This window comes from Caulobacter sp. GW821-FHT12A07 (genome assembly GCF_058807655.1).
Map to the genome: position 1 here is coordinate 758,492 of NZ_JBXAQX010000001.1, position 23,635 is coordinate 782,126.

Genomic DNA, 23,635 nt, shown 5'->3' on the forward strand with positions numbered 1-23,635 from the left:
TCGGAGTTGGTCGTTTCTCGCCACCCCTGACTTATCCACAGCCTGATCCCGATCCTTGTTGATAGCAAGGCCCTGAAGAGTCGAAGTTTCGACTTGAAATGGGCGAGCGCCGCTGTGGATATTCTCAAGGTTGATTTCGCCCCTCGCGGGCGAGGCGATGACAGGCCGGGCGCTTGCGGCGATAGTGCCCGCATGCTTCGCGCCCGCCTCGCCACTCCGTTCCTGGCCGCCCTGCTGCTGGCCGCACCGGCCGTGACCAGCGCCCAGGACCGCGCGCCGGCCGAGCGCCAGCGGCTGCTGGACCTGGCCTACGCCATCGGCCAGAGCCACGCCCTGCGCCAGGCCTGCGAGGGCGTCGGCGACCAGTTCTGGCGGGCCCGCATGGTGCGGCTGACCGAGGTGGAGCAGGCCGACCAGACCTTCGACGGCCAGCTGCGCGACCGCTTCAACGGCGGCTACGCCGCGGCCCAGGCCGCCCATCCCGAGTGCAGCCCCGAAAGCCGCCGGGCCGAGCGCCAGGCCGCTCTTCGCGGCCGGGCCCTGGCCAACAAGCTGTCGCAGACAGTGCGGGTCAACGAGCAAGCTGCGCCGGATTCCGTGGCGGAAGGGCGAGCGGCGCGCTAAATTCTCCTCATGGACGCACGGCGACTGGCGGCTTGGGCCGCCGGGCCGCGTCTCGGGAGGCTTTCGTGACCGCTTTTCTGGTCCCCCTGGTGCTTCTGGTGCTGGCGATCCTGCTGGTCGTCAACGTCATCAAGATCGTGCCGCAAGGCCGCGAATTCACCGTCGAGCGGTTCGGCCGCTACACCCGCACCCTGAAGCCCGGCATCAGCATCCTCACCCCGTTCGTCGAGACGGTGGGCCGCCGGGTCAACATGATGGAGCAGGTGCTCGACGTTCCCAAGCAGGAGGTTATCACCAAGGACAACGTGTCGGTGACCGTCGACGCCATCGTCTTCATCCAGGTGATGGACGCCCCCGCCGCGGCCTATCGCGTCGACAACCTGATCTACGCCATCACCCAGCTGGCCCAGACCAACCTGCGCACCGTGGTCGGCTCGATGGAGCTGGACGAGGTGCTGAGCCAGCGCGACCACATCAACTCGCGCCTGCTGGCCACCATCGACGAAGCCACCAGCCCCTGGGGCGTCAAGATGGCCCGCATCGAGATCAAGGACCTGACCCCGCCGGCCGACATCACCAACGCCATGGCCCGCCAGATGAAGGCCGAGCGCGAGCGCCGCGCCGTCATCACCGAGGCCGAGGGCGAGAAGCAGGCCCAGATCGCCCGCGCCGAGGGCGCCAAGCAGTCGGCCATCCTGCAGGCCGAGGGCCGGCGCGAAGCGGCCTATCGCGACGCCGAGGCCCGCGAGCGGGAAGCCCAGGCCGAAGCAAAGGCCACCGCCTTCGTGTCGGAAGCCATCGCCCGCGGCGACGTCAACGCCATCAACTACTTCGTCGCCCAGAAGTATGTCGAGGCGTTCGGCGAGCTGGCCCGTTCGCCCAACGCCAAGACGGTGATCGTGCCGGCCGACTTCGCCGGCATCACCGGCACGGTGGCCGGGGTCGGCGAGCTGATCCGCTCGCTGGGCGGCCCCGACGCCCCGCCGCGTCCGACCCCGTCGCCCGCGCCGTCGCGTTCGAGCGCGGTTCCGTCCGCGCCGCGCAAGGGAGCCTGATCCCATGACCGGCCTGATCGATTTCTTCGTCGCCCATCCCTTCTGGCTGTGGTTGTCGATCGCGGCCGCGTTTCTGGCGATCGAGGTGGGCACCGGCACCGGCTGGCTGCTGTGGCCGGCCGCCTCGGCGGCGGCGGTCGGCGTCGTCGCCCTCCTCCTCCCGACCAGCCTGCCGGTGGAGATCGTCCTCTTCGCCGTGCTGACCATCGCCTCGACCTACCTGGCCCGCCGCTTCCTGCGGCCGGCCCTGGCCGGTCCCGACCCCGACCTCAACGACCCCACCCTGCGCCTGCTCGGCCGCCCGGCCGAGGTGGTCGCCGCCTTCGAGAACGGCCGCGGCCGGGTCTTCGTCGACGGCAAGGAGTGGGCGGCCCAGACCGAAGGCGAGGGCGAGGACGAAAGCGCCCCGACGACCGGGACCCGCGTCTCGGTGGTGGGCGTGCACGGGGCGGTGCTGACGGTTCGGTGAGCCCCCTCCGGCCCTCCGGGCCACCTCCCCCAGAGGGGGAGGATCTACGCCGCGCCAGATGCTCCCCCTCTGGGGGAGCTGTCGCGGAGCGACTGAGGGGGCCCGCCCCTGGCGCTTCGCGGCAAACGCCCCCATCTGGCGCGGGACCGCACGCATCGAAGGGAACGACCGGGTGGAACCCATCATCACGGTGTCGGGTCTGACCAAGACCTACGCCTCGGGCCATCAGGCCCTGAAGACCGTCGATCTTGAGATCAAGCGCGGCGAGATCTTCGCCCTGCTGGGTCCCAACGGCGCCGGCAAGACCACGCTGATCAGCATCATCTGCGGCATTGTCCGCCCCTCGACGGGCGCGGTCGTCGCCGACGGCCACGACATCGCCCGCGAATATCGCCCGGCCCGCACCAAGATCGGCCTGGTGCCCCAGGAGCTGACCACCGACGCCTTCGAGACCGTCTGGGCCACCGTCACCTTCAGCCGCGGCCTGTTCGGCAAGCCGGCCAACCCGGCCCTGATCGAGAAGATCCTTCGCGACCTGTCGCTGTGGGACAAGAAGGACGCCAAGATCATGACCCTGTCGGGGGGCATGAAGCGGCGGGTGATGATCGCCAAAGCCCTGTCGCACGAGCCCTCGATCCTGTTCCTCGACGAGCCCAGCGCCGGCGTCGACGTCGAGCTGCGCCGCGACATGTGGGAGATGGTCCGCAAGCTGCGCGAGACGGGCGTCACCATCATCCTGACCACCCACTACATCGAGGAGGCCGAGGAGATGGCCGACCGGGTGGGGGTGATCCGCAAGGGCGAGATCATCCTCGTGGAGGACAAGAAGGTGCTGATGCGCAAGCTGGGCAAGAAGCAGCTGACCCTGCACCTGCAATCGCCGCTGGAAGCCGTGCCGCCGGGCCTGGACGACTACGACCTGGCGCTGGCCGACGAAGGCCGCGAGCTGGTCTACAGCTTCGACGCCCAGGCCGAGGCCACCGGCATCGCCCCGCTGCTGCGCCGGCTGCACGCCGAGGGCGTCGACTTCACCGACCTCAACACCCGCCAGAGCTCTCTCGAAGAGATCTTCGTCAGCCTGGTGAAGGACCGGCCATGAACATCCACGCCATCGCCGCCATCTACCGCTTCGAGATGGCGCGGACCTTCCGCACCCTGGCCCAGAGCATCGCCGCTCCGGTGCTGTCGACCTCGCTCTATTTCGTGGTGTTCGGCGCGGCCATCGGCTCGCGCATGACCTCGGTCGACGGGGTGCCCTACGGCGCCTTCATCGTGCCGGGCCTGATCATGCTGTCGATCCTGACCGAGAGCCTGTCGAACGCCTCGTTCGGCATCTACATGCCCAAGTGGTCGGGCACGATCTACGAGGTGCTGTCGGCCCCCGTGTCGCCGTTCGAGATCGTGCTGGGCTATGTCGGCGCGGCGGCGTCGAAGTCGTTGATGCTGGGGGTGATCATCCTGGCCACGGCGCGCCTGTTCGTGCCGTTCGAGATCGAGCACCCGCTGTTCATGGCCGCCTTCCTGGTGCTGACCGCGGTGACCTTCAGCCTGTTCGGCTTCATCATCGGCATCTGGGCCGACAGCTTCGAGAAGCTGCAGATCGTGCCCCTGCTGGTGATCACGCCCCTGACCTTCCTGGGCGGCAGCTTCTATTCGATCGACATGCTGCCCGGCGCCTTCCGGACGGCCTCGCTGTTCAACCCGGTCGTCTACCTGATCAGCGGCTTCCGCTGGAGCTTCTTCGGCACGTCGGACGTCGGGGTGGGCATCAGCCTGGCCGCGACGGTGGGCGTGCTGGCGCTGTGCCTGGCGGTCGTGGGCTGGATCTTCAAGACCGGCTATCGGCTGAAGCAGTAGCCGCAGAAGACCCCTCTCTCTTTGAGAGAGGGAGGGGCCCACGCCGCAGGCGTGGGAGGGTGAGAGGTTACACCCTCTCCGAACAAGGCGCGGCCCGCCTCGAAGGCTGGCGGGAAGGCTCGAGGTTCGCCGGCCGGCGGTGAAACCTCTCACCCTCCCACCGCTTCGCGGCGGGCCCCTCCCTCTCTCTATGAGAGAGGGGTCCTGATCAGTAGCTGGCCTTCAGGGTGAAGGCGAAGGCGCGGGCGTCGCCGGGGGTGCCGACCACCAGGCCCGAATTGCCCGAGACCACGGTGATGTTCTGCAGGTACTCGGCGTCGAAGGCGTTGCGCACCGACACGAACGCTTCCCAGCCCGCTTCCGACTTGAAGCCGGCCCGCAGGTTGACGATCTCATAGGCCTTGATGATCGTGTATCGCGAGTCCGAGCTGTCGGCGTAGTAGTTGGAGCGGAAGCTGGCGTCGGCGCCGGCATAGACCTCGCCGGCCAGGCGGCCGAGGGTCGCCTCGCGGCGGTACTCGGCGCCGGCCGAACCGGCCCATTTCGACAGGCCCGGCAGCGGACGGCCCGACAGGTCGCACTGGGCGGTCGAGGTGCCGATCTTCTCCAGCGGGCACGGCCCGTTCTTGAAGTCGGCGTACTTGCCCTCGGTCCAGGCCAGGTTGCCGTAGAACTTGAAGCCGCCGATCGAGCGGGTGGTGGCGTCCAGCTCGACGCCGCGCACCTCGACCTTCTCGACATTGGCCAGGTAGCCGCGCAGGGCGCCCGGACCGCTGTCGACGACGTTGGCCTGGTAGTCCTTCACGTCGGTGGCGAAGAGCGCCAGGTTGGCCGTCAGCAGGCGCTCGAACCACTGGGTCTTCAGGCCGATGTCGATGGTCGACACCTTTTCCGGACGGATCACCGCGGCCGAGGTCGACACCGTGTTGCTGCTGGTCAGCGGCAGCGACGTCATGTTGATGCCGCCCGACTTGTTGCCGCTCGACACCGTGGCGTAGGCGTTGATGTCGTCGGTCAGCTGGTAGACCACGGCGATCTGGCCCGACCAGGCGCCGTCGTCGGTCTTGGCCGAGAAGGTTTGTGGACGAGCGATGCCCAGGCGACGGTTGATCAGGGTGGTGTCGGTGGTCACCGAACCGCCCGTGGTGGTCTGGACGTAGGTGCCGTCCTTCTTTTCCTGGGTGAAGCGCACGCCGGGCGTGACGCTCAGGCGGTCGTTGACCTTCCAGGTCAGCTGGCCGAAGGCGGCGTAGCTGGTGGTGTCGATCGTGCTGTCGTTGAACACCGTGTAGCCGTCGAGCAGCGACGAGGGCGTGTTGGTGGCCGGCAGCAGCCAGTACGAGGCGTCGGAACCGTACTCGGTGACGCCGTGGGTCGTGACGTTTTGGTCGAAGTAGTAGAGGCCCACGGTCCAGTCGAAGCGCTCGCCCTCGTTGTTGGACAGGCGGAACTCCTGGCTGAACTGCTTCTGGTGCGAGGGGTTGTTGGAGCGGCGGGTGACGTCCAGCGCGGTGTAGTCGCGGTCGTTGCGCGGCTCCCAGTCCCATTCGCGGTGGGCGGTGACCGAGGTCAGGGTCACCGGGCCGAAGTCGTAGTCGGCCACCGCCGACAGGCCGTTGACCCACTGGTCGGCCTGGATCGGATCGTCGATGTCGGAGATCCGGTCATAGGGGTTGGTGCTGGCGACGGTGTAGTTCTTGCCGGCGGCCAGGGCGGCGTACTGCTGGGCGGTCGGCTTCAGGGTCGTGCCGACCGTGACATAGACCTGGGTGCAGCACTCGGGCTGCTGGAAGGCGTAGTCGCCGTAGAGCTTGACCGTCAGCTGCTCGTTCGGGGTGAACTTCAGCTGGCCGCGGTAGCCGGTGCTCGAGCGCGCGTTCTGCCAGGTGTTGCTCTTGGGATTGTAGAGGTCGCCGTCGCGCCAGGTGCCGACGAACGACAGGCGACCGGCCAGCACGCCCTCGATCAGCGGCCCGGCCACCGTGGCCTTGAACTGGCGGAAGTTGAGGCTGCCGTAGCTGGCCTCGGCGTCGGCCTCGAACTTCTGGGTGGCGTCGCGGGTGGTGATGTTCAGCGCGCCGGCCGTGGTGTTCTTGCCAAACAGCGTGCCCTGCGGACCGCGCAGCACTTCGATCTGCTGGATGTCGATGAAGTCGAGCGTCGCAGCCCCGGGGCGCGAATTGTAGACTTGGTCCACATAGATGCCGACGCCCTGCTCCAGGCCGTCATTGGCCAGGCCGTAGCTGGCGCCCAGGCCGCGGATGGTCAGGGCGGTGTTGCGCGGGTTGGGCGACAGCACCTGCAGCGTCGGGACCAGCTGGGTCAGGGCGACGATGCTGTTGACGCCGGTCTGGGTCAGGGTCTCGGCCGAGGTCACGGTCAGCGCGATCGGCACCTCCTGGGCGCTCTCCTCGCGACGGCGGGCGGTGACGAACACCTGGCCGACGGCCGAAGCGTCGGTGGCGGTCGGATCAGCCGGATCGGCGGCGGGCGTCGCGGCGGCGGCGACATCAGCGGCCGGCGCCAAGTCGGCGGCCAGCACGGCGCCGGCGGTGGAGGAAAGAAGCACGCTCAGCAGCGCGGCGCGGCCGACGCCCTTGGCCGAAAGGCCGCCCGAAATTCCGATAGCCACGAGAGCCCCCTCGTTTTGAGATAACGCCATTCGGCGTGTTGGGGAGCGTGATAGTTACCTATTCCTATCGGTGAAATAGAGAATGGGTGGGCAGGGGGAGAGTTTTTCTGCGGGGTGTACGGAGGGGTGGCGAGCGGGACACCCGTCCTCGCCAGTCCCCCGACTTGCTTCGCCTCCGAACTAGAGTCACAATTTATCGATTGGACTCAGGGGGGATCCGGTGGCGATTACAAGCATACATACGTATTTGGTGTACCCGAGAGACAAAGGAAGCGAGCAAGCTGGCGGCACCGCCGTTGCATTACGAGGACAGCTGTTCGACTTGTTGAACGACGTGTACGAAAAATCTGATGCCGAATGTGACATCGATATAGCATTCAATCCTTCCGGAATTGGCGAACAGGAAAATACCGTTAGAACGTTAGTCCTACGATATCTGGAGAATCCGGATTTGGAGAGTGGACGGGCCATTGCCGGTGCTCTCAAGTCCGTAACGACCAATCGGTCCGGCGTTGGAATGTTATTCTTGATGGCCGGAAAAGAGGAAAATGATCACAAGGTCGTTGTATCTCGCTTCCCTGCAGACAATGGCATCCTAGCTGAGGAGGCGGAGCGAGGATTAAACGTTGAATTCCTTGAACGTGTATTTATGAAGAGTCAACATTCCTATAAGGCTGCTGCTTTCAGAGGCCCCTCACTTGCCGCCGGCTTCTGGCAGGGACGCGCAATCGACAAACAACTGAGCAATCCACTTGTAGGGGCTTCGGATTATTGGATTAAAGGCTTTCTCGATTCAGACTTCAAGACGACCTCTGCGCAGGGCACTAGACGGCTAGCCGATGCGCTCCGCAAGGTGTCTCAATCAAACGCTGACCCCAACATCCGCCGAGAGATAATCTCCGCAGCAATTCTCGCCACAAACATGGGCGGCACCAACGTTAGCATAGACGATTTTATCACGAAATTTAGTCTGAGCAACGATGCAGCAATCGCAATTCGCTCTCAACTCAGGAATCCGGAAACATCAAAGGAAAAGTTCATCTTTGCTGCTGATGAGTTTTCAAAGCAGATATATATTCTATCTGTTGAATTGACTTCTGGAGCAATTTTGTCTGCGCACGCAGGAGATTTCGATAAAGTTTTTCAACAGGAAACCCTCGACGATGGGAGCATTAAATTCTCCACCGTAGGCAAACCTGTAGGAGAATGGCTTAGGAAGGCGGGATGATGAGCCTACTAGACACCTACGCAGAAAGACATTCTAAAGTTCTTACACCATTGGCAAAACATCTTGAAGAATACCTTCGCGATATTTTACAGGGCACTGACCGGATCGATCGAATTTCAGTTCGAGCTAAATCCATCGACCGCTTCTTGGCAAAAGCAGCCAAGAACGACAATGGTATTAAAAAATACTCCGCACCTATACATCAAATACAAGATCAAATTGGCGCGAGAATAGTATGTTTCTATCTTAGAGATGTAGACACTATATCAAATATACTAGAAAAATATCTAAAATCAGTCGAACAAAAGATCGTCATACCTGAGAAAGAGTCAGAATTTGGATATTTTGGAAAACACTATATACAATTTATACCCGGTGATGTGATAGACCCAAATTGGGATAAAAACCTTATACCAAGTTTTTTTGAATTACAGATTAAGACACTTTTTCAGCACGCATGGTCTGAAGCAGATCATGACCTAGCATACAAGCCGAGGAAGTCGGACCTAACATCTGCACAAAAAAGAACGGTCGCGTTCACCGCTGCACAAGCGTGGGGGGCCGATAGAATGTTCGATGATTTATTTGCAGAAATCAGCGCCAGCAACGATTGACACCAATTCACTCACCCCACGAACCCCGCCGCTCTGCGCAAACGATCGTTGATCGCTTCCCCGAGCCCCTCATCCGGGATCTTCGCCACGGCGATGGCCGTCGGCTTCAGGCGGTCGGCCGCCCGCAGGTAGGCGAAGAGGTTGGCCGCCGCTTCGGAGAGGTCGCCGGAGGGGCTGAGGTTGAGGACGCCCTCCCCGGCCGGCCATTCCCCGAAGGCCAGGAACGCTTCGCCCTGCCTCGGCGCCTCGGCGTCGATGCGCACCGGGGCGTCGGGGGCGTAGTGGAGGGCCAGGCGGCCGGGGGAGCGCTTGGCGTCGTCGTCGGCTTCGGCCAGGGGGGCGACTATGGCCTCAAGCTGGGCGCGGGTGACGGCGCCGGGGCGCAGCAGGCGCACGGGGCCGTCGAGCACGGCGACGACGGTGGATTCCAGACCCACCTGGCACGGGCCGCCGTCGAGGGCGGCGGCGCATCTGTCGCCGGTCTCGGCGTAGGCGTCGGCGTAGGTGGTGGGGCTGGGGCGGCCCGAGCGGTTGGCCGAGGGGGCCACGACCGGTCCGCCGAACGCCGCCAGCACGGCGCGGGCCAGCGGGTGGCCGGGCACGCGGATGGCGACGGTCTCCAGCCCCGCGCGGGCCAGGTCGCAGACCGCCGAGACGTCGGCGATCGGGGCGACGATGGTCAGGGGGCCGGGCCAGAAGGCTTCGGCGAGGGCGCTCGCCCGGTCGTCGAAGGCGGCGATGCGGGCGGCGGTCGCCGCGTCGGCGACGTGGGCGATCAGCGGGTTGAAGCGCGGGCGGCCCTTGGCCTCGAAGATCGCCGCCACGGCCGTGGGGTTGGAAGCGTCCGCCCCCAGGCCGTAGACGGTTTCGGTGGGCAGCAGGACGAGGCCCCCGGCGGCGAGGGCCTCGGCGGCTTTGGCTACGACTTCTTCTTGGCGGTCAGGGCGAAGCTCACCTTGATCTTGCCCGGTATCTGATCCGTCGACGCCCATTCGCCCTGTCCAACCCCGAACACGGTCCGGTCGACGGTGGTTACACCGCGCGCCTTGGCCGTGTCGCCGTCGATCTTCAAGCTGAAGGGCAGGCTGAGCGGCTTTTTGGTCCCGCGCAGGTCCAGCGTGCCGTCGGCCACGAAGCGGCCCTCGGCGGTCTTGCGGAACCTGGTGGCGGTGAAGGTCGCCTTGGGCGTGGCCGAGGTGTTGAAGAAGTCGGGACCCTGCAGGCTCTCGTCGCGCTGGCCGTCGCCCGTGCCGGCCGAGGCCAGGTCGACGCTGACGGTCAGCTTCGAACGATCGAGGGCTTCCGGCGAGAACAGGATGTCGGCGGTCCAGCGGCTGAACGTGCCGTGGATCGGGGTGTCGGCCCAGGCCAGGTCGAAGTCGAGGTGCGAGCCCTTCTGCACGGCCCAGGCGACCGGGTCCTTCAAGGCGCTGTCGGCCGGCGGGGCGGCGGCCGTTTCAGCCGGAGCGGCGGGCGCGGCTCCAGGCGCAGCGGCGGTCGTAGCGGCGGCGGCGGGCGCGGGCGTCTCGTCCGGCAGGGCCAGTTCGTCGGCGGCGCTGGCGGCCGGGGCCGGCGCGGGAGCCTTGGCCTTGGCCGGAGTGTAGAGATAGGCGGCGGCGACCACGGCGGCGAAGCCGGCGGCGGCCAGCCACAGGCGCGGCTCCTTCAGGCCCGGCTTGGCGCCGGCGGCCATGTGGCCGAACACCTCGTCGCGATCGAGGATCTGGTGCTTGGCCACCGCGCCCAGGTGCAGGGCCAGCAACAGGTAGGTGAACTTGACCAGCAGGCCGTGACCCAGGTGGCCGATGTTGTTCCAGGCGTCCTTGGCCCCGGCGGCCAGCTCGGGCAGCCCCGGCAGGTGCGGCCAGGGGATGGCGCCGAACAGGATCGTCGGAATGTTGATGCGGCTGGTCGAGACGATGATCCAGCCGGTCAGCGGCAGGCCGATCATGATCACGTAGAAGCCGACGTGCACGGCGTGGGCGGCGATCTTCTCCCAGGTCGGCTGGCCGGCCGGCGCCGGCGGCGACTTGTGGGTCAGCTTCCAGATCAGGCGCGCGACGCTGAGCACCAGGATGGTGATGCCGATCGACTTGTGCAGCTGGAAGAGGGCGAAGGTGGTCGCGCCCTTGGGGCCGTCGTCGGCCCGCCACCCCAGGATCACCTGGAAGATCAGGGCGGCGGCGATCAGCCAGTGCAGGATGATCGCCACCGTAGAATAACGGGAAGGACCCGCCGCCGAGGCGGGTTTTGAAAGCGTCTCGGCGGTCATTGGGCCGTCCCTAATTCGAGATCTGTCTTACTTCTTCGGATTGAATTCGGCTTCGATCGCCAGGTCGACGTCGTCGCCCACCATCGGCACCAGGTGGGTGAAGCCGAACTCCGAGCGCTTGATCTTGCCGGTCGCCGAGAAGCCCATGATCTGCGAGCCGAACGGGGTCTTGGCGAAGCCGTTGTAGGTGACGTCCAGGGTCACCGGCTTGGTCACGCCGCGGAAGGTCAGGTCGCCGGTCAGCTTGCCCTTGCCGGCCGAGGTCTGCTCGATCTTGGTCGAGACGAAGGTGATCGTCGGATACTTGGCCGAGTCGAAGAACTTCGGATCGTCCGAGATTTCCTTGTTGAAGTTGGGCAGGCCGGTGTCGACCGACTTCGGGTCGACCGTGATCGACACCTTGGAGTCCAGCGGCTTGGCCGGGTCGAAGCTGTAGGAGCCGTCCAGGCCCGACAGGCGGAAGGTGTAGTTCGAGGTGCCGAAGTGGCGCACGCGCAGGGTCAGGCTGGCGTGGCGCTTGTCGAGAGCCCAGGTCCCGGCCGGGGCGGCGGCGGGATCCGTCGCCGGTTGCGCCAGGGCGGCGACCGGGGCCGCGAGGGGAGCGGCGAGAAGGGCGCCGGCCAGAATGGCGTAGGCGAAGGGGCGAGCCATGGGTTCAGTTCTCCAAACTGTCATAGTGACGGTTGCGATTACCCGACTTAGGAACTTCACCGTCCAGTTGAAGGGGCGTCTCCTCACGAAGCCGTGATCGCCTGGCGGTCCTTGGCGCGGCGGGTCGCGCGATCTAAACAGGGATCACATACCCCCAACCCGACGCTTGAACAGATCGGCCCCTGCATGACCTTCCGCGCCCCCGTCCGCGACCTCGCCTTCGCCCTGCGCCACGTGGCCGGCTTCGACCAGCTCGCCGAGGCCTATCCCGAGGCCGATTCCGACACCGTGGACGCCGTGCTGGAAGCCGCCGGCGTGTTCGCCGCCGAGGTGCTGGCCCCGATCAACCGTCAGGGCGACCTGGTCGGCGCCAAGCTCGAGAACGGCGTGGTGCGCAGCGCTCCGGGCTTCGCCGACGCCTACAAGGCCTTCGCCGAGGCCGGCTGGACCAGCCTGGCGGCCGCGCCCGAGCACGGCGGCCAAGGCCTTCCGAAAGCGCTGGAGATCGCCACGCTGGAGATGGTGCAGGCGGCCAACATGGCCTTCGGCCTGTGCCCGATGCTGAGCCTGGGCGCGATCGAGGCCCTGGCCCTGCATGGCACCGAGCGCCACAAGAGCGTGTTCCTGCCCAAGCTGGTCTCCGGCGAATGGACCGGCACCATGAACCTGACCGAGCCGCAGGCCGGCTCGGACCTGGCGGCCCTGACCACCATGGCGACGCCCGACGGCCAGGGCGGCTACACCCTGTCGGGCCAGAAGATCTTCATCACCTGGGGCGACCACGACGCCACCGACAACATCGTCCACCTCGTTCTGGCCCGCACCCCCGACGCCCCTCCCGGCGTGAAGGGCGTGTCGCTGTTCCTGGCCTCCAAGGTGCTGATCGACGAGGACGGCAAGCCCGGCGCGGCCAACGACGTGCGCGTCGGCGGGCTGGAACACAAGTTGGGCATCCACGGCTCGCCCACCTGCGTCATGCTGTTCGAAGGCGCCAAGGCCGAGCTGGTCGGCAAGCTGCACCAGGGCGTGGCCCACATGTTCACGATGATGAACGCCGCCCGCCTGCAGGTCGGCGCCCAGGGCACCGCCATCGCCGAGCGCGCCTATCAGCAGGCCCTGGACTTCAGCCTGGAGCGCGTGCAGGGCCGCTCGGCCTGGACGGGCGCCTATCCCTCGCGCCTGTTCGACCACCCGGACGTGCGCCGCACCCTGCTGCTGATGAAGGCCAAGATCGAGGCCGCCCGCGGCATCTGCCTGTCGACCGCCGTCGCCGCCGACCTGGCCCACGCCGCCGCCGACGAGGCCGTGCGCGCCACCGCCAAGCTGCGCGAGGAGCTCTTGACCCCGATCGCCAAGGCCTGGTCGACCGACGTCGGCGTCGAGGTCGCCTCGCTGGGCGTGCAGATCCACGGCGGCATGGGCTTCATCGAGGAGACGGGCGCGGCCCAGCACTATCGCGACGCCCGCATCACCCCGATCTACGAGGGCACCAACGGCATCCAGGCCATCGACCTGATCGGCCGCAAGCTGGGTCTGGCCGACGGCCAGGCCGTGGCCGACCTGATGGACGACATCCGCGACACCATCGAGGCCCTGAAGGCCGCCGACGCCTCGCTGACCCCGGTCGCCGGCCGCCTGGAAGCCGCGCTGAACGCCGCGGCCTCGGCCACCGCCTGGCTGGTCGACCGCCGCGCCCGCGCCATGCCCGACGCCCTGTCGGGCGCCACCGCCTACCTCAAGCTGCTGGGCGACACCGTCGGCGGCTGGATGCTGGCCAAGGGCGCCCTGGCCCCGGAAGCCGAGGCCCTGCGCGGCCAGCTGCTGCGGGTCTATGCCGAGAGCGTGCTGGCCCAGGTCCCGGGCCAGCTGGCCGCCGTGACCCTGGGCGCGGAAGATCTGGTGGCGGTGACGCCGGAGGCGCTGGGGGTTCACTGATCTGATCCCCTCTCCCCTTGCGGGAGAGGGAGGCCTCCCTGCTCCTCCCCCGTGAGACGGGGGAGGTGGCGCGCTGCGGATACGCAGCGTGACGGAGGGGGCGACCGCTTCCACAGCGCCCAGTCTCGCCCCCTCCACCGCTTCGCGGTCCCCCTCCCCCGTTTCGCTTCGCTACTCGGGGGAGGAGCTTGGCCTCAGTGCCTCACCAGCATCCACACCGCCATCGCCACCATCATCACGTTCTCCAGCAGCGACACGCCCCCCAGCGGCACGTTGCTGTCGCCACCGACGCAGGCGCATTTCAGGTCGCGCTTGTCGAGATAGACGGCCTTGAACACCGACACCGCGCCGATCCCGCCGATCACCAGGGCCAGGGGCGCGGAGAACCAGGTCAGCACCCCCGCCGTCATCAGCACCCCCGCCAGGCCCTCCGCGAACGGATAGACGTAAGCATACGGGACCCAGCGCTTGGCCAGCACGTCGTAGCCCAGGAACATCGACGAGAAGCTCTCGACGTCGCGCAGCTTCTGGATCGACAGCACCACCATGGAAAAGCTGATGAACCACTCGACCGCGCGCGGGGTGAGCAGCGTGCCGTCGACCACATAGGCCGCCGCCAGGGCCAGCAGGGCGGTCATGGCGAAGAGGGCGATCACCGGCTGGTAGGTCTTGGCCTTGGGATCGCGCGGCTTGCCGCCGAAGAACCGCCGCAGGTCGTCGAAGCCGCCGATCCGCTCGCCGCCGATGAACACCTGCGGCGTGGTCTTCACGCCATGCTGGGCCTTGAAGGCGTCGGTCTCCTCGCGGGTCTTCAGATGATGATCCTCGACCGCGTAGCCCCGGGCGCGCAGCAGGTGACGGGCCTTCAGGCCGTAGGGACAGACGTGCCTGTCCATCACCATGCGGTAGAGGACGGCGGTCTTCGGGGCGGCTGAACTCACGGCGGATCTCCTTGTACGCGAACCGGACCCGCCTCATATGGGTTCCGTACCATGGTACGGAGTCAAGGGATGGCGGCGGATACCATTGCGGGGCTGGCCCGGGCCGGCGGGGTGGGGGTGGAGACCGTCCGCTACTACCAGCGCCGGGGCCTCCTGGAGACGCCCGAGCGTGGTGAAGGCGTGCGGCGCTACGGCGACGAGGCCGTGCGGCGGCTGCGCTTCATCCGCTCGGCGCAATCGGCCGGCTTCACCCTGGAGCAGATCGGCGAACTCCTGGCCCTCGACGCCGGCCAGGACCGCGCCCGGGCCCGAGAACTGGCCCGCGAGCGCATCGCCGACCTGGACGCCAAGATCGCCGAGCTGCAAGCCGCCCGCGCCGGCCTGTCACGCCTGCTGCACACCTGCAGCGCCGGCGACGAAGGCCCCTGCCCGATCATCGCGGCGTTCGAGGGGTAATCCCCGCTTCGCGCCACCTTCTCCCTCCAGGGAGAAGGAAGCCTAAACCGCCGGCGGCCGGATGCGGCGATAGACGGCCTCGCCGAAGCCGAACACGCCGAAGGCCACCAGCCCCAGGGCCAGCACGCCCAGCAGCCAGGCGCCGAACGGCTGGCGTTCGAGGGCCTGCAAGGCCCCGGCCCAGCTTCGGGCTTCGCTGCTGCGGGCGTGCCAGCCGGCGCCGACCACGAACAGGCCAACGCACAGCGTCGCCAGCCCGCGCGCCGCATAGCCGAACCGCGCCAGGGGCACGAGCCGGCGGCAGGCCGCCTCGCCGCAGTCCAGGCGCTTGGCGAAGTCCTGGGCCAGGCCCTGGACGACCCCGCCAATCCCGACGCCCAGCAAAACGAGGCCCGCCGCCATCAGCAGCTGGTCGCCATGGGGCAGGGCCAGGATGGTCGCGGCCGTGGCGTCGGCGGTCTGCTCCTCGTCGGCCTCGCCCACGTCTTCGAAGGCGTCGAGCAGCTCCAGGGCCGACCAGGCCAGCGAGCCGTAGACCACGCCGCTGACCGCCTGGCCGGCGCGGATCGCCCAGGCCTTGGGCGAGGTCCCGTGGCGGTCGGCGTCGAACACCGCCTGCAGGGCCCGCCAGAGCGAAAAGCCGATCAGCCCGGCCGCGACCACGGCGATCAGCACCAGGCCCGGCGGCCAGCTGGCCCAGGCCGCCAGCATCGCCGTCGCGCCGCGCGCCCGAGGGACGAGATCGGCCGCCGCCAGCAGGGCCAGGCCGCCCAGTCCGACATAGACCGTCCCCCGCGCGGCGTAGCCCAGCCGCGAGGCCCATTCGAGCAGCGTACGCAGGTCGAGACGTCGCAGGACCTTCGGCGGCCAGCGCTTGAATTTCCAGACCGATGCGTGGGTCATGCCGCCTTCTCGTCCCGCTTGGCCGGAGCAACGAAGCGCCCCGCCCTCTGTTCCCGCCGCGAAGACGGAGTCAGGCGCGATAGAGATCCGCGTCCGGATCGTCGCCGCCACGGATCTGGGCCGCCACGATCTGCGAGGCGATGACCGAATAGGTGATGCCGTTGCCGCCGAAACCCATGACCGCCCAGGTATGGTCCATGCCCTCGACCGGCCCGATGCTGGGCAGGCCCGTGGCGCTGGAGCCGAACGCCCCGGCCCAGCCGTAGTCGATCTCGAAGTCGACGCCGGGCAGCAGGGCCTTCAGCTTTCCCGCCACGGTCTCGCACTTGCGCTTCAGCTTGGCCGGGTCCTGGTGCGCGTCGGGCGAGGCCTCGTCCTCGCCGCCGGCGATCAGCCGCCCGTCGCCGCCCATGCGCAGATAGAGGTACGGATCGGACGCCTCCCATACCAGCATGTCGCGCAGCCAGGCCGGGCAGCGATTGCGCGGCTTGGAGGCCGTCGCCCAGGTCGAGATCACGCTCGCGCCCGGGGTGGGCACGCCCTTGGGAAATTCATAGCCGCAGCAGAACACCACCGCCCTGGCCCGCACGGCCTGGCCGGCGTCGGTCAGCAGGGTCACGCCGTCGGGGTCGCTGACGGCTTGCAGCACCTCGACCGGCGACCAGATTTTCGCGCCGCGCGCAGCCGCCCGCCGCAGCAGGCCCGCCGCCAGCCGGGCCGGATCGCCGCTGGCCGAGCCGCTGGAGACGATGGCGCCCGTCCGGTCGATCTCGAACCGCTCGCGTAGTTGGGCCGGGCCGAGATAGCGGCTGTCCAGCCCGATCGCCGCCCGCGCCTGCGCCTCGGCCTCGAGCGCGCGATGGCCATGGTCGTCGCCAGCAAGATAGAGCGACGACTTGGCCTTCAGGCCGCAGGGGATCCGTTCCTCGTCGACGATCCGCTTCAGCGCGTCGACGGCGGCCCGCGATCGCAGATAGGCCCGCCGGGCCTTGGCCTGTCCGATCTTCTCCGCCAGGGCCGTCAGCGGCAGGTCGATCTCCCACTGCAGCAGGGCGGTCGACGCGATGGTCGAGCCGGTCAGCGGGGGGCGGCGGTCCAGCACCGCCACGGCGTGATCCCGGGACAGCTCATGGGCCATGAAGGCGCCGCTGATCCCGGCGCCCACGATGGCGACGTCGACGCTGATCGCCCGGGTGAGCGGCCGCGTCGGCACGCCCAGGCCCGGACTGTCCGCCCAGAGCGAGCGACCGGTGCGAAGGTCGCGCTTGATCGTTGCGCCGGTCATCGAAGCCCCCCGAAGCGGAGACTTGGCTCCAGCGGAGGCTTAGCTCCCGGGAGGCTTCGAGGTTCCGTCCGCCCCTAGTACGGCAGTTCCGGCGCCGTCTGCTGGGCCGGCTGACCTGCGGCCGGGGGCGGGGTCGCGCCCGGGTCGGCCGTCGGCGTCTCGCCGGCGTTCAGAAGGTCGCCGATCGGATCGCTGGTCGGCGCGGGCGCCTCGGCGAAGCCGCCGGGGATCGGGGTGGCCTTCAGGCGCGGCAGGGCCGAGCTCATGAACACCTTCCAGATCTCGGCCGGGGGACCGGCGCCGCTGACCCGCTTCATGGCGGTGTTGTCGTCCTTGCCGGTCCACACCGCGGCGACGAAGCCGCCCGTGTAGCCGACAAACCAGGCGTCCTTGTAGTCGCTGGTGGTGCCGGTCTTGCCGGCGATGTCGTAGCCGGCGACCTTGGCGCGGCCGCCGGTGCCGCCGTTCACCACCTGGCGCATCATCTGGTTCATGTACTGCAGCGACGGCGAGCCGATCACCGACGAGCGCGGCTGCTTGTCGACGCTGTGGTCGTAGAGAACCTTGCCCGAAGCGGTGCGGATGCGCTCGATGCCGTAGCCCTTGGCCAGGAAGCCGCCGTTGGCGAACGGGGCGTAGGCCTGGGCCATTTCCAGCGGGCTGACCTCGACGGCGCCCAGGGCCATCGACGGATCGAGCTGGATCTTGCTGGTGATGCCCAGGCGACGGGCCGTGGCGGCGACGTTGCTGGTGCCGACCTCGTTGGCCAGGCGGGCGGCGACCGTGTTGATCGACTGGGCCAGGGCCGTCTGCAGGGTCATGGGGCCCAGGAAGGTGTTGGTGTAGTTGCGCGGCTCCCAGTTGCCGATCTTCACCGGCTCGTCGACCACCATGACCGACGGGTTGCGGCCCTGGTCCATGGCGGTGAGGTAGACGAACGGCTTGAAGGCCGAGCCGGCCTGGCGGCGGGCGCTGGTGGCGCGGTCGAACTGGCTTTCGCCGTAGTCCTCGCCGCCGACATAGGCGCGGATGCGGCCCTCGCCGTCGATGGCCACCAGGGCGGCCTGCTGCACGCCCTGCTTCAGGTGGCCCTCGACGCCCAGCTGCACGGCGCGCTCGGCCGCGACCTGGATCGGCAGATCGAGCGTAGTCTCGACCACGAGGTCTTCGGTCGGCTCGCCGACCAGCGAACGCACCTGGGCGTCGACATAGTCGGTGAAGTACTGGGCGCGCTGGTTGGCCAGGGTGGCCGAAACCTGCACGGGGGTCTTGAAGGCCTCGTCGCGCTGCTCGGCGGTGATGGCCTTGATGCGCACCATCTCGTCGAGCACGACGGTGGCGCGGCGGGCGGCGCGCTCGCTGGCGCTGACCGGCGAATAGCGGGCCGGGCCCTTCATCATGCCGGCCAGCAGCGCCGATTCACCGATCGTCAGCTGCGAGGCGGGCTTGTTGAAATAGCGCTGCGAGGCGGCCTCGATGCCGTAGGCGCCGGCGCCGAAATAGACCCGGTTCATGTACAGAGCCAGGATCTGCTTCTTGCTGAACTTCAGCTCCAGCCAGACGGCCAGGATCAGTTCCTGGGCCTTGCGCTTGTAGTTCTGGGCCGGGCTCAGGAACAGGTTGCGGGCCAGCTGCTGGGTGATGGTCGAGCCGCCGCGCTGGGGTCCGCCCTCGTGGGTCAGGTTCCAGATCAGCGAACGGCCGATGCCCCACGGGTTGAACCCGAAGTGGTGGTAGAACTGGCGGTCCTCGATGGCGACGAAGGCGGCCGGCACGTATTCGGGCAGGGCGTCGATGTCGACCGGCGGCGCATATTGGCTGCCACGCACGGCCAGCAGGGCGCCCGAGCGGTCGAGATAGTTGATCGAGGGCTGACGGGTGACGTCGTAGAGCTTCGAGGTGTCGGGCAGGTCGCGCGCGAACACCGCGAAGAAGGTGACCACGAAGATCAGTCCCCAGACCCCCAGCACGGTCGCCCAATAGAGCGCCGCCTGCAGGGGCGTGCGAGAAGTCTTCGCCGGCTTGTTTCCGCCGAAGGCGCCGTTAGCCATCTGTAACCCTAGGTCTCGTGCAACCCCGCCCGCGTGGCGGTGTCATAGCTCACGCCGACCAAACACGCGATAGGGTTGACGAGAGATGAACGCGGTTTAACCCCGTCGTCGCGGCGGCGGCCGGCGTGGACGAAGGGCCCGGTCGATCCGCCTACCGCTTTCCCAGGAAGCGGAAGCCGCGCTGGGCGTCGTCGAACAGCGCCAGCGCCCGCCTGGCCTCCGCGCCGCCGTCTTCCGGATAGGTCACGTTGACCGAGTAGGCGGCGGCGCCATGCCCTGGCGGGGCGGCCAGGGCGATCACCGAGCGCCGCAGTTCCGTCCCGGTCCGGGGTTTGTCGGCGGGGCAGCGCAGGACGAGGCGCTGGGCCGGCTTGCCGCCGAGGCTGTCGGCGGCGCGTTCGAGCACGACGCAGCCTTCGTCGCGCAGCAGAAAGCCGGTGCTCTCCTCGACGGTCTCGGCCAGATTTTCGCCGTCCGACGAGCCGCCGTCGACCCAGAGATAGGCGCGCTTGGCCACCCGGACGCCGAAACCGTGGTTGGGCGCCGGCGGGGTGTTCTGGATCAGCCTGACCTTGCCGGACAGGGCGACGGCGTAGCCCCAGTTATGATTGACGTAGGGCGTCCCGCCGGCCGCCTGCGCCGAGACGGCGATCATCACGGCCGGCAGGGCCGCCCATCGCATGGCTTTACGGAACACGGCGCAATCCCCCGATTCGCGACCAGGTTGCATGATAGCGCGGTTCGCCGGCGCCCGTCAGCCTGATCCGCCACCCTCAGGCGCGGTCGGGATCGGTGCGCCAGACCCGCCAGCTTTCGACGCCGGCGGCCAGGCCCGAGGCGACGATGCCGATCATCATGACGTGAAAGCCGACGGGCTGGGGAGCGACGGGGGCGGCGACGAGGCCGAGCAGGCCCGTCAGGCTCAGCAGCCGTCCGGCCAGGCGATTGGACTTGTCCCAGGCCAGGCGGCTGCGCAGCGCCCAGTAGGTGCGAACCCCGACCACGGGGTTGGGCTTGACCCTTCCGACGAAGGCGCCGAGCCCCAGGAACAGCACCGCCATGCCGCCCATCATCAGCCGCAGGAAAAGGTCCTGGCCGCCGACACGCGGCAGCAGGTCGAAGGCCACGCTGGTCAGCAGGGCCGCGGTGAAGGCCGGAACGGCCAGACCGACGATCCGGCCCAGTCGCCAGGTGAAGCGCTCGCCCAGCGGGTCCTTGGCCTGGCGCTCCAGCACCGCGCACAGCCAAGCCACGCCGCCGGCCACCAGGCCGATGAAGCCGATGGCCAGGGCCATCTGCGCCCGGTCGCCCCAGCGATCGACCTGGCCGGCCAGGTCGAAGTGCATCGGCATCGGGCCGGGCGGTCCCAGCCGCCAGACGGCCAGGGCCGCGGCGCCGATCGCCGCCGTCACCAGGATCGAGACGCCGTCCAGCGACGTCAGGCCGCGCGGATGCTCGCTGCTCATGCCTTGTTCTCCCCTCGCAAGGATGTGTCGGGCGCATCGACGGTCTCGCCAGCGCCCATCAGGTCCATCATGAAGGCCACCGCCTCCTCGACCGCCGAGATCACCAGGCGGTAGCGGACGGAGACGCCGTCCTTCTCGGCCTCGACCAGCCCCGCCGCCTTCAGCGCCGCCAGGTGGGCGGTGACCGTCGGCCAGGCCATCTCGAACCGCGAGGCGATCTCGCCCGAGGCCAGCGGCCCGTCGCGCAGCATGGCGACCATGCGGCGGCGGGCAGGATGCGACAGGGCCTTGAACACCTCGTTCATGAGGCAAGAGACTAATTAGCCGATTGACTAAGAGTCAAGGGAGGTCGGCCAGCCTTGCGGACACGGCTTTTCCAGGCTCGCGTCAGCGCCCCTTCTCCCCTTGCGGGAGAAGGTGGCGGCCGAAGGCCGTCGGATGAGGGGTCTCTCAGACTTGAGACACCCCGCCCGGCCTGTCCGCCCCACGCGGTGTTGAGATCTGAGAGACCCCTCACCCGACCTCCCTCCGGGAGGCCACCCTCTCCCGCAAGGGGAGAGGGATCTCGCGTCGAGCCAGCCCCCTCCGTCACGCTGCCTATCCGCGGCCCGCCCCTCCCCCTTAGGGGAGAGGAACAAAAAATCCGCCGTTTCCGGCCTTGGCGCGGGCGGCCGCCCCTGCCAGAAGAGCCACGTGTCCACCGCCCTCGCCTCCCCGCCCTCGCTCGACGCCGCGCGCGACGTCCTGCGCCGCACCTTCGGCCACCAGGACTTCCGCGGCCTGCAGGCCCAGGTGGTCGGCGAACTGCTGGAAGGGCGCAGCGCCCTGGCGGTGCTGCCCACCGGCGGCGGCAAGAGCCTGTGCTACCAGATCCCCGCCCTGGTCCGCCCGGGCCTGGGCCTGGTGGTCTCGCCGCTGATCGCCCTGATGGCCGACCAGGTCGCCGGGCTGCAGCAGGCCGGGGTCGCCGCCGAGCGCCTGGACTCAAACACCCTGCCCGAGGAGCGCGCCGAGATCTGGCGGCGCATCGAGGCCGGCCAGCTCGATTTGCTCTATCTGTCGCCCGAAGGCCTGATGCAGGGCTGGATGCTGGAGCGGCTGTCGCGCCTGCCGCTGTCGCTGGTGGCCGTCGACGAAGCCCACTGCGTCAGCCAGTGGGGCCATGACTTCCGGCCCGAATACCGGATGCTGGGCCGCATCGCCGAAGTGTTCCCCAACGCCCCGCGCCTGGCGGTGACCGCCACCGCCGACGCCCGCACCCGCGACGACATCCGCGCCGAGCTGCGCCTGCAGGGCGCGGCCGAGTTCGTCGACAGCTTCGCCCGCCCCGAACTGGCCCTCAACGCCGAGCGCAAGCGCGGCAAGGGCCACGACCGGGTGATCGAGCTGGTCACCGAGCGGCCGGGCCGCGCCGGCGTGGTCTATGCCGGCAGCCGGGACTCCACCGAAAAGCTGGCCCAGGCGCTGATCGACAACGGCGTGCCGGCCCTGGCCTATCACGCCGGCCTCGACAAGACCGTGCGCGCCCGCCGGCTGGAGCAGTTCCTCGAGGCCGACGAGGCGGTGATGGTGGCGACCATCGCCTTCGGCATGGGCGTCGACAAGCCCGACGTCCGCTTCGTCATCCACGCCGACCCGCCGGCCGCCATCGAAGCCTATTGGCAGGAGATCGGCCGCGCCGGGCGCGACGGCCAGCCGGCCGAGGGCATCACCCTCTACAGCAGCTCGGATCTGGCCTGGGCCGGCCGCCGCATCGACAGCCGCGAGGCCCCCGACGAGGTCAAGCAGGTGCAGAGCCGCAAGCTGCGGCAGTTCTACGCCATGCTGGAAGGCATGACCTGCCGGGCCGCCGCCGTCCGCCGCTATTTCGGCGAGGAGGGCGTCGAGCGCTGCGGAACCTGCGACATCTGCGTCTCGCCGCCGAGCGGGATCGACGCCAGCCAGGCCGCCCAGAAGGCCCTGTCGGCCGCCCATCGCCTGGGCGGACGGTTCGGGCGCGGCCGATTGATCGACCACCTGCTGGGCAAGACCAAGGACGTCACCCAGCAGGAAGCCCAGATGTCGACCTTCGGCATCGGCAAGGAGTTCAGCCCCCAGGGCTGGCGCGACCTGCTCGACACCCTGGTGTTCGAGGGCCTGCTGCGCGAGGACCCCAATGACGGCCGGCCCCTCATCGGCCTCGGCGACGCAGAGGGCGTGCGCCAAGTCTATCGCGGCGAGCGGCAGGTGTCGCTGCGCCAGGCCCCGGGCGGCGACGCCGGCGGCGGCAAGGCTGGTTCCGGCGGCAAGAGCCTGCGCCGGCGCCAGGCCCTCACCGTGCCGCCGGGCGACCAGGCGCTGTTCGAGGCCCTGCGCGCCTGGCGCAAGGACCAGGCCTCGGCTCAGCACGTGCCGCCCTACGTCATCTTCCACGACGCCACCCTGGCCGAGATCGCCGCCGCCCGGCCCACGACCCTGCCAGCCCTGGGCAAGTCCGGCGGCGTCGGCCAGGGCAAGCTCGACCGCTACGGCGAGGCCGTGCTGAAGGTCGTCCGCGACAACTGAGGCCGCCGGGGGACCGGAGCGCTCGGAACCGCCCTCCGGGACGCCCGCGGCGCGATGCACGCAAAAGCTGTCGCCCGCCCCTCTTGTCCGAACCAAACCGGCACGCCAGGTGTTAGTCTCCGGACGCACCGCGCGCGCCGCAGCGCCCTCCAACGCCCTCCAACGCCCTCGGGGCCCCCAGGGTCCTCGAACACACCCCAAATCGGGAGACGCCGATGACCGACGCCACCATCAAGACCGATCTCGCCGGCGAGGCCAGCGCCGCTTCCGCCCGCGCCAAGAGCAGCGCCAAGAAGACCGCCGCCAAGGCCACCGCCGCGGTCAAGAAGGCCGCCGCCACCGTCGCCGAGACCGCCACCGAGAAGACCCAGGTCGCCCGCGACTACGTGCACGACAAGACCGACGCGGCCATCGCCTGGTCCAAACCCAAGGCCGAAGCCGCCCACAAGGCCGCCGAGGACCACCCCCTGGCCCTGGCGCTGGGGACCTTCGTGGCCGGCGCGGTGTTCGGCTTCCTGCTGGCCCGCAATTTCGACCGCTGATCTTCACGCATCGCTGAAGACGAGAACGCCCGGCGGGTCCGACCCGCCGGGCGTTTTTCGTTCGCCGCGCCACCTCCCCCGCCTACGAGAGGGGGGTGGTGGGGCGCTCT

General features: G+C 68.4%; 22 protein-coding genes and 1 pseudogene. 11 read left to right on the forward strand and 12 right to left on the reverse strand.

What is annotated here, in order from left to right:
* The first annotated feature begins 192 nt into the window (after window positions 1-192).
* The 5 genes from AC1RRS_RS03585 (at window position 193) to AC1RRS_RS03605 (ending at window position 4,005) form a co-directional block, all read left to right on the forward strand.
* Window positions 193-624 (forward strand): TIGR02301 family protein, encoded by a 432-nt coding sequence (locus AC1RRS_RS03585; protein WP_492853971.1) that lies wholly within the window; start codon window positions 193-195, stop codon window positions 622-624.
* Window positions 625-701: 77 nt separating this feature from the next.
* On the forward strand, window positions 702-1,679 hold the full coding sequence (locus tag AC1RRS_RS03590) for an SPFH domain-containing protein (RefSeq protein WP_492854003.1): 978 nt from the start codon (window positions 702-704) through the stop codon (window positions 1,677-1,679).
* 4 nt (window positions 1,680-1,683) lie between these two features.
* A complete protein-coding gene (locus AC1RRS_RS03595; RefSeq protein WP_492853972.1) occupies window positions 1,684-2,148 on the forward strand; it encodes an NfeD family protein in 465 nt (154 codons plus the stop codon).
* A gap of 154 nt (window positions 2,149-2,302) precedes the next feature.
* Window positions 2,303-3,247 (forward strand): ABC transporter ATP-binding protein, encoded by a 945-nt coding sequence (locus tag AC1RRS_RS03600; protein ID WP_492854004.1) that lies wholly within the window; start codon window positions 2,303-2,305, stop codon window positions 3,245-3,247.
* The gene (locus tag AC1RRS_RS03605; RefSeq protein WP_487290362.1) at window positions 3,244-4,005 is read left to right on the forward strand and encodes an ABC transporter permease; all 762 of its coding nucleotides are present in this window, start codon (window positions 3,244-3,246) and stop codon (window positions 4,003-4,005) included. Before AC1RRS_RS03600 ends, AC1RRS_RS03605 begins: the two co-directional genes overlap by 4 nt.
* 208 nt (window positions 4,006-4,213) lie before the next feature.
* On the opposite strand, the gene AC1RRS_RS03610 is transcribed toward AC1RRS_RS03605, so the two are convergent.
* Window positions 4,214-6,637 carry a TonB-dependent receptor gene (locus tag AC1RRS_RS03610; RefSeq protein ID WP_492853973.1) on the reverse strand — a complete coding sequence of 808 codons (2,424 nt, stop codon included), beginning with the start codon at window positions 6,635-6,637 and terminating at the stop codon, window positions 4,214-4,216.
* 220 nt (window positions 6,638-6,857) lie between these two features.
* Between AC1RRS_RS03610 and AC1RRS_RS03615 the strand changes: the two genes are divergently transcribed.
* Both AC1RRS_RS03615 and AC1RRS_RS03620 read left to right on the forward strand, forming a co-directional pair.
* The gene (locus AC1RRS_RS03615; RefSeq protein WP_492853974.1) at window positions 6,858-7,865 is read left to right on the forward strand and encodes a hypothetical protein; all 1,008 of its coding nucleotides are present in this window, start codon (window positions 6,858-6,860) and stop codon (window positions 7,863-7,865) included.
* Window positions 7,865-8,479 carry a GTP pyrophosphokinase gene (locus AC1RRS_RS03620; protein WP_492853975.1) on the forward strand — a complete coding sequence of 205 codons (615 nt, stop codon included), beginning with the start codon at window positions 7,865-7,867 and terminating at the stop codon, window positions 8,477-8,479. Before AC1RRS_RS03615 ends, AC1RRS_RS03620 begins: the two co-directional genes overlap by 1 nt.
* An 11-nt stretch (window positions 8,480-8,490) precedes the next feature.
* On the opposite strand, the gene AC1RRS_RS03625 is transcribed toward AC1RRS_RS03620, so the two are convergent.
* From AC1RRS_RS03625 to AC1RRS_RS03635, 3 genes are all read right to left on the reverse strand, one after another.
* Window positions 8,491-9,471 (reverse strand): L-threonylcarbamoyladenylate synthase, encoded by a 981-nt coding sequence (locus AC1RRS_RS03625; protein WP_492853976.1) that lies wholly within the window; start codon window positions 9,469-9,471, stop codon window positions 8,491-8,493.
* Complete coding sequence (locus tag AC1RRS_RS03630) at window positions 9,399-10,691, reverse strand: YceI family protein (RefSeq protein ID WP_492853977.1); 1,293 nt, start codon at window positions 10,689-10,691, stop codon at window positions 9,399-9,401. The genes AC1RRS_RS03625 and AC1RRS_RS03630 overlap by 73 nt, the downstream gene beginning before the upstream one ends.
* 87 nt (window positions 10,692-10,778) lie before the next feature.
* A complete protein-coding gene (locus tag AC1RRS_RS03635; protein WP_492853978.1) occupies window positions 10,779-11,402 on the reverse strand; it encodes a YceI family protein in 624 nt (207 codons plus the stop codon).
* A gap of 186 nt (window positions 11,403-11,588) precedes the next feature.
* Between AC1RRS_RS03635 and AC1RRS_RS03640 the strand changes: the two genes are divergently transcribed.
* Window positions 11,589-13,337 (forward strand): acyl-CoA dehydrogenase, encoded by a 1,749-nt coding sequence (locus AC1RRS_RS03640; protein WP_492853979.1) that lies wholly within the window; start codon window positions 11,589-11,591, stop codon window positions 13,335-13,337.
* On the opposite strand, the pseudogene AC1RRS_RS03645 reads toward AC1RRS_RS03640, so the two are convergent.
* Window positions 13,331-13,502 (reverse strand): annotated as a pseudogene (locus tag AC1RRS_RS03645) (hypothetical protein); the annotation flags it as partial. The gene AC1RRS_RS03640 and the pseudogene AC1RRS_RS03645 sit on opposite strands and share 7 nt — an antisense overlap.
* Before the next feature lie 29 nt (window positions 13,503-13,531).
* The gene (locus tag AC1RRS_RS03650; RefSeq protein ID WP_492853980.1) at window positions 13,532-14,278 is read right to left on the reverse strand and encodes a MauE/DoxX family redox-associated membrane protein; all 747 of its coding nucleotides are present in this window, start codon (window positions 14,276-14,278) and stop codon (window positions 13,532-13,534) included.
* Between the two features lie 69 nt (window positions 14,279-14,347).
* Between AC1RRS_RS03650 and AC1RRS_RS03655 the strand changes: the two genes are divergently transcribed.
* Entirely contained in the window at window positions 14,348-14,734 is a 387-nt protein-coding gene (locus tag AC1RRS_RS03655) for a MerR family transcriptional regulator (protein ID WP_492853981.1), read from the forward strand.
* 42 nt (window positions 14,735-14,776) lie between these two features.
* On the opposite strand, the gene AC1RRS_RS03660 is transcribed toward AC1RRS_RS03655, so the two are convergent.
* The 6 genes from AC1RRS_RS03660 to AC1RRS_RS03685 all read right to left on the reverse strand — a co-directional run bounded on the left by AC1RRS_RS03660 (window position 14,777) and on the right by AC1RRS_RS03685 (window position 20,744).
* On the reverse strand, window positions 14,777-15,637 hold the full coding sequence (locus AC1RRS_RS03660; protein WP_492853982.1) for a DUF1206 domain-containing protein: 861 nt from the start codon (window positions 15,635-15,637) through the stop codon (window positions 14,777-14,779).
* Between the two features lie 70 nt (window positions 15,638-15,707).
* The gene (locus tag AC1RRS_RS03665) at window positions 15,708-16,922 is read right to left on the reverse strand and encodes an NAD(P)/FAD-dependent oxidoreductase (protein WP_492853983.1); all 1,215 of its coding nucleotides are present in this window, start codon (window positions 16,920-16,922) and stop codon (window positions 15,708-15,710) included.
* A gap of 74 nt (window positions 16,923-16,996) precedes the next feature.
* On the reverse strand, window positions 16,997-18,973 hold the full coding sequence (locus AC1RRS_RS03670; RefSeq protein ID WP_492853984.1) for a transglycosylase domain-containing protein: 1,977 nt from the start codon (window positions 18,971-18,973) through the stop codon (window positions 16,997-16,999).
* Window positions 18,974-19,124: 151 nt separating this feature from the next.
* A complete protein-coding gene (locus AC1RRS_RS03675; RefSeq protein ID WP_492853985.1) occupies window positions 19,125-19,670 on the reverse strand; it encodes a hypothetical protein in 546 nt (181 codons plus the stop codon).
* Window positions 19,671-19,746: 76 nt separating this feature from the next.
* The gene (locus AC1RRS_RS03680) at window positions 19,747-20,439 is read right to left on the reverse strand and encodes an SdpI family protein (protein ID WP_492853986.1); all 693 of its coding nucleotides are present in this window, start codon (window positions 20,437-20,439) and stop codon (window positions 19,747-19,749) included.
* Complete coding sequence (locus tag AC1RRS_RS03685) at window positions 20,436-20,744, reverse strand: metalloregulator ArsR/SmtB family transcription factor (protein WP_492853987.1); 309 nt, start codon at window positions 20,742-20,744, stop codon at window positions 20,436-20,438. The genes AC1RRS_RS03680 and AC1RRS_RS03685 overlap by 4 nt, the downstream gene beginning before the upstream one ends.
* 388 nt (window positions 20,745-21,132) lie before the next feature.
* On the opposite strand from AC1RRS_RS03685, the gene recQ reads away from it, so the two are divergent.
* On the forward strand, window positions 21,133-22,983 hold the full coding sequence (recQ, locus tag AC1RRS_RS03690; protein WP_492853988.1) for a DNA helicase RecQ: 1,851 nt from the start codon (window positions 21,133-21,135) through the stop codon (window positions 22,981-22,983).
* Window positions 22,984-23,198: 215 nt separating this feature from the next.
* Complete coding sequence (locus tag AC1RRS_RS03695) at window positions 23,199-23,525, forward strand: hypothetical protein (RefSeq protein ID WP_492853989.1); 327 nt, start codon at window positions 23,199-23,201, stop codon at window positions 23,523-23,525.
* The last annotated feature ends 110 nt before the right edge of the window (window positions 23,526-23,635 follow it).

What these genes read in the sequence shown, in the direction of transcription:
- AC1RRS_RS03585 (WP_492853971.1), top strand. Translation starts at nt 193, where the DNA reads ATGCTTCGCGCCCGCCTCGCCACTCCGTTCCTGGCCGCCCTGCTGCTG.
- AC1RRS_RS03595 (WP_492853972.1), top strand. Translation starts at nt 1,684, where the DNA reads ATGACCGGCCTGATCGATTTCTTCGTCGCCCATCCCTTCTGGCTGTGG.
- AC1RRS_RS03605 (WP_487290362.1), top strand. Translation starts at nt 3,244, where the DNA reads ATGAACATCCACGCCATCGCCGCCATCTACCGCTTCGAGATGGCGCGG.
- AC1RRS_RS03620 (WP_492853975.1), top strand. Translation starts at nt 7,865, where the DNA reads ATGAGCCTACTAGACACCTACGCAGAAAGACATTCTAAAGTTCTTACA.
- AC1RRS_RS03625 (WP_492853976.1), bottom strand. Translation starts at nt 9,471, where the DNA reads ATGGGCGTCGACGGATCAGATACCGGGCAAGATCAAGGTGAGCTTCGC.
- AC1RRS_RS03635 (WP_492853978.1), bottom strand. Translation starts at nt 11,402, where the DNA reads ATGGCTCGCCCCTTCGCCTACGCCATTCTGGCCGGCGCCCTTCTCGCC.
- AC1RRS_RS03640 (WP_492853979.1), top strand. Translation starts at nt 11,589, where the DNA reads ATGACCTTCCGCGCCCCCGTCCGCGACCTCGCCTTCGCCCTGCGCCAC.
- AC1RRS_RS03655 (WP_492853981.1), top strand. Translation starts at nt 14,348, where the DNA reads ATGGCGGCGGATACCATTGCGGGGCTGGCCCGGGCCGGCGGGGTGGGG.
- AC1RRS_RS03660 (WP_492853982.1), bottom strand. Translation starts at nt 15,637, where the DNA reads ATGACCCACGCATCGGTCTGGAAATTCAAGCGCTGGCCGCCGAAGGTC.
- AC1RRS_RS03665 (WP_492853983.1), bottom strand. Translation starts at nt 16,922, where the DNA reads ATGACCGGCGCAACGATCAAGCGCGACCTTCGCACCGGTCGCTCGCTC.
- AC1RRS_RS03670 (WP_492853984.1), bottom strand. Translation starts at nt 18,973, where the DNA reads ATGGCTAACGGCGCCTTCGGCGGAAACAAGCCGGCGAAGACTTCTCGC.
- AC1RRS_RS03680 (WP_492853986.1), bottom strand. Translation starts at nt 20,439, where the DNA reads ATGAGCAGCGAGCATCCGCGCGGCCTGACGTCGCTGGACGGCGTCTCG.
- AC1RRS_RS03685 (WP_492853987.1), bottom strand. Translation starts at nt 20,744, where the DNA reads ATGAACGAGGTGTTCAAGGCCCTGTCGCATCCTGCCCGCCGCCGCATG.
- AC1RRS_RS03695 (WP_492853989.1), top strand. Translation starts at nt 23,199, where the DNA reads ATGACCGACGCCACCATCAAGACCGATCTCGCCGGCGAGGCCAGCGCC.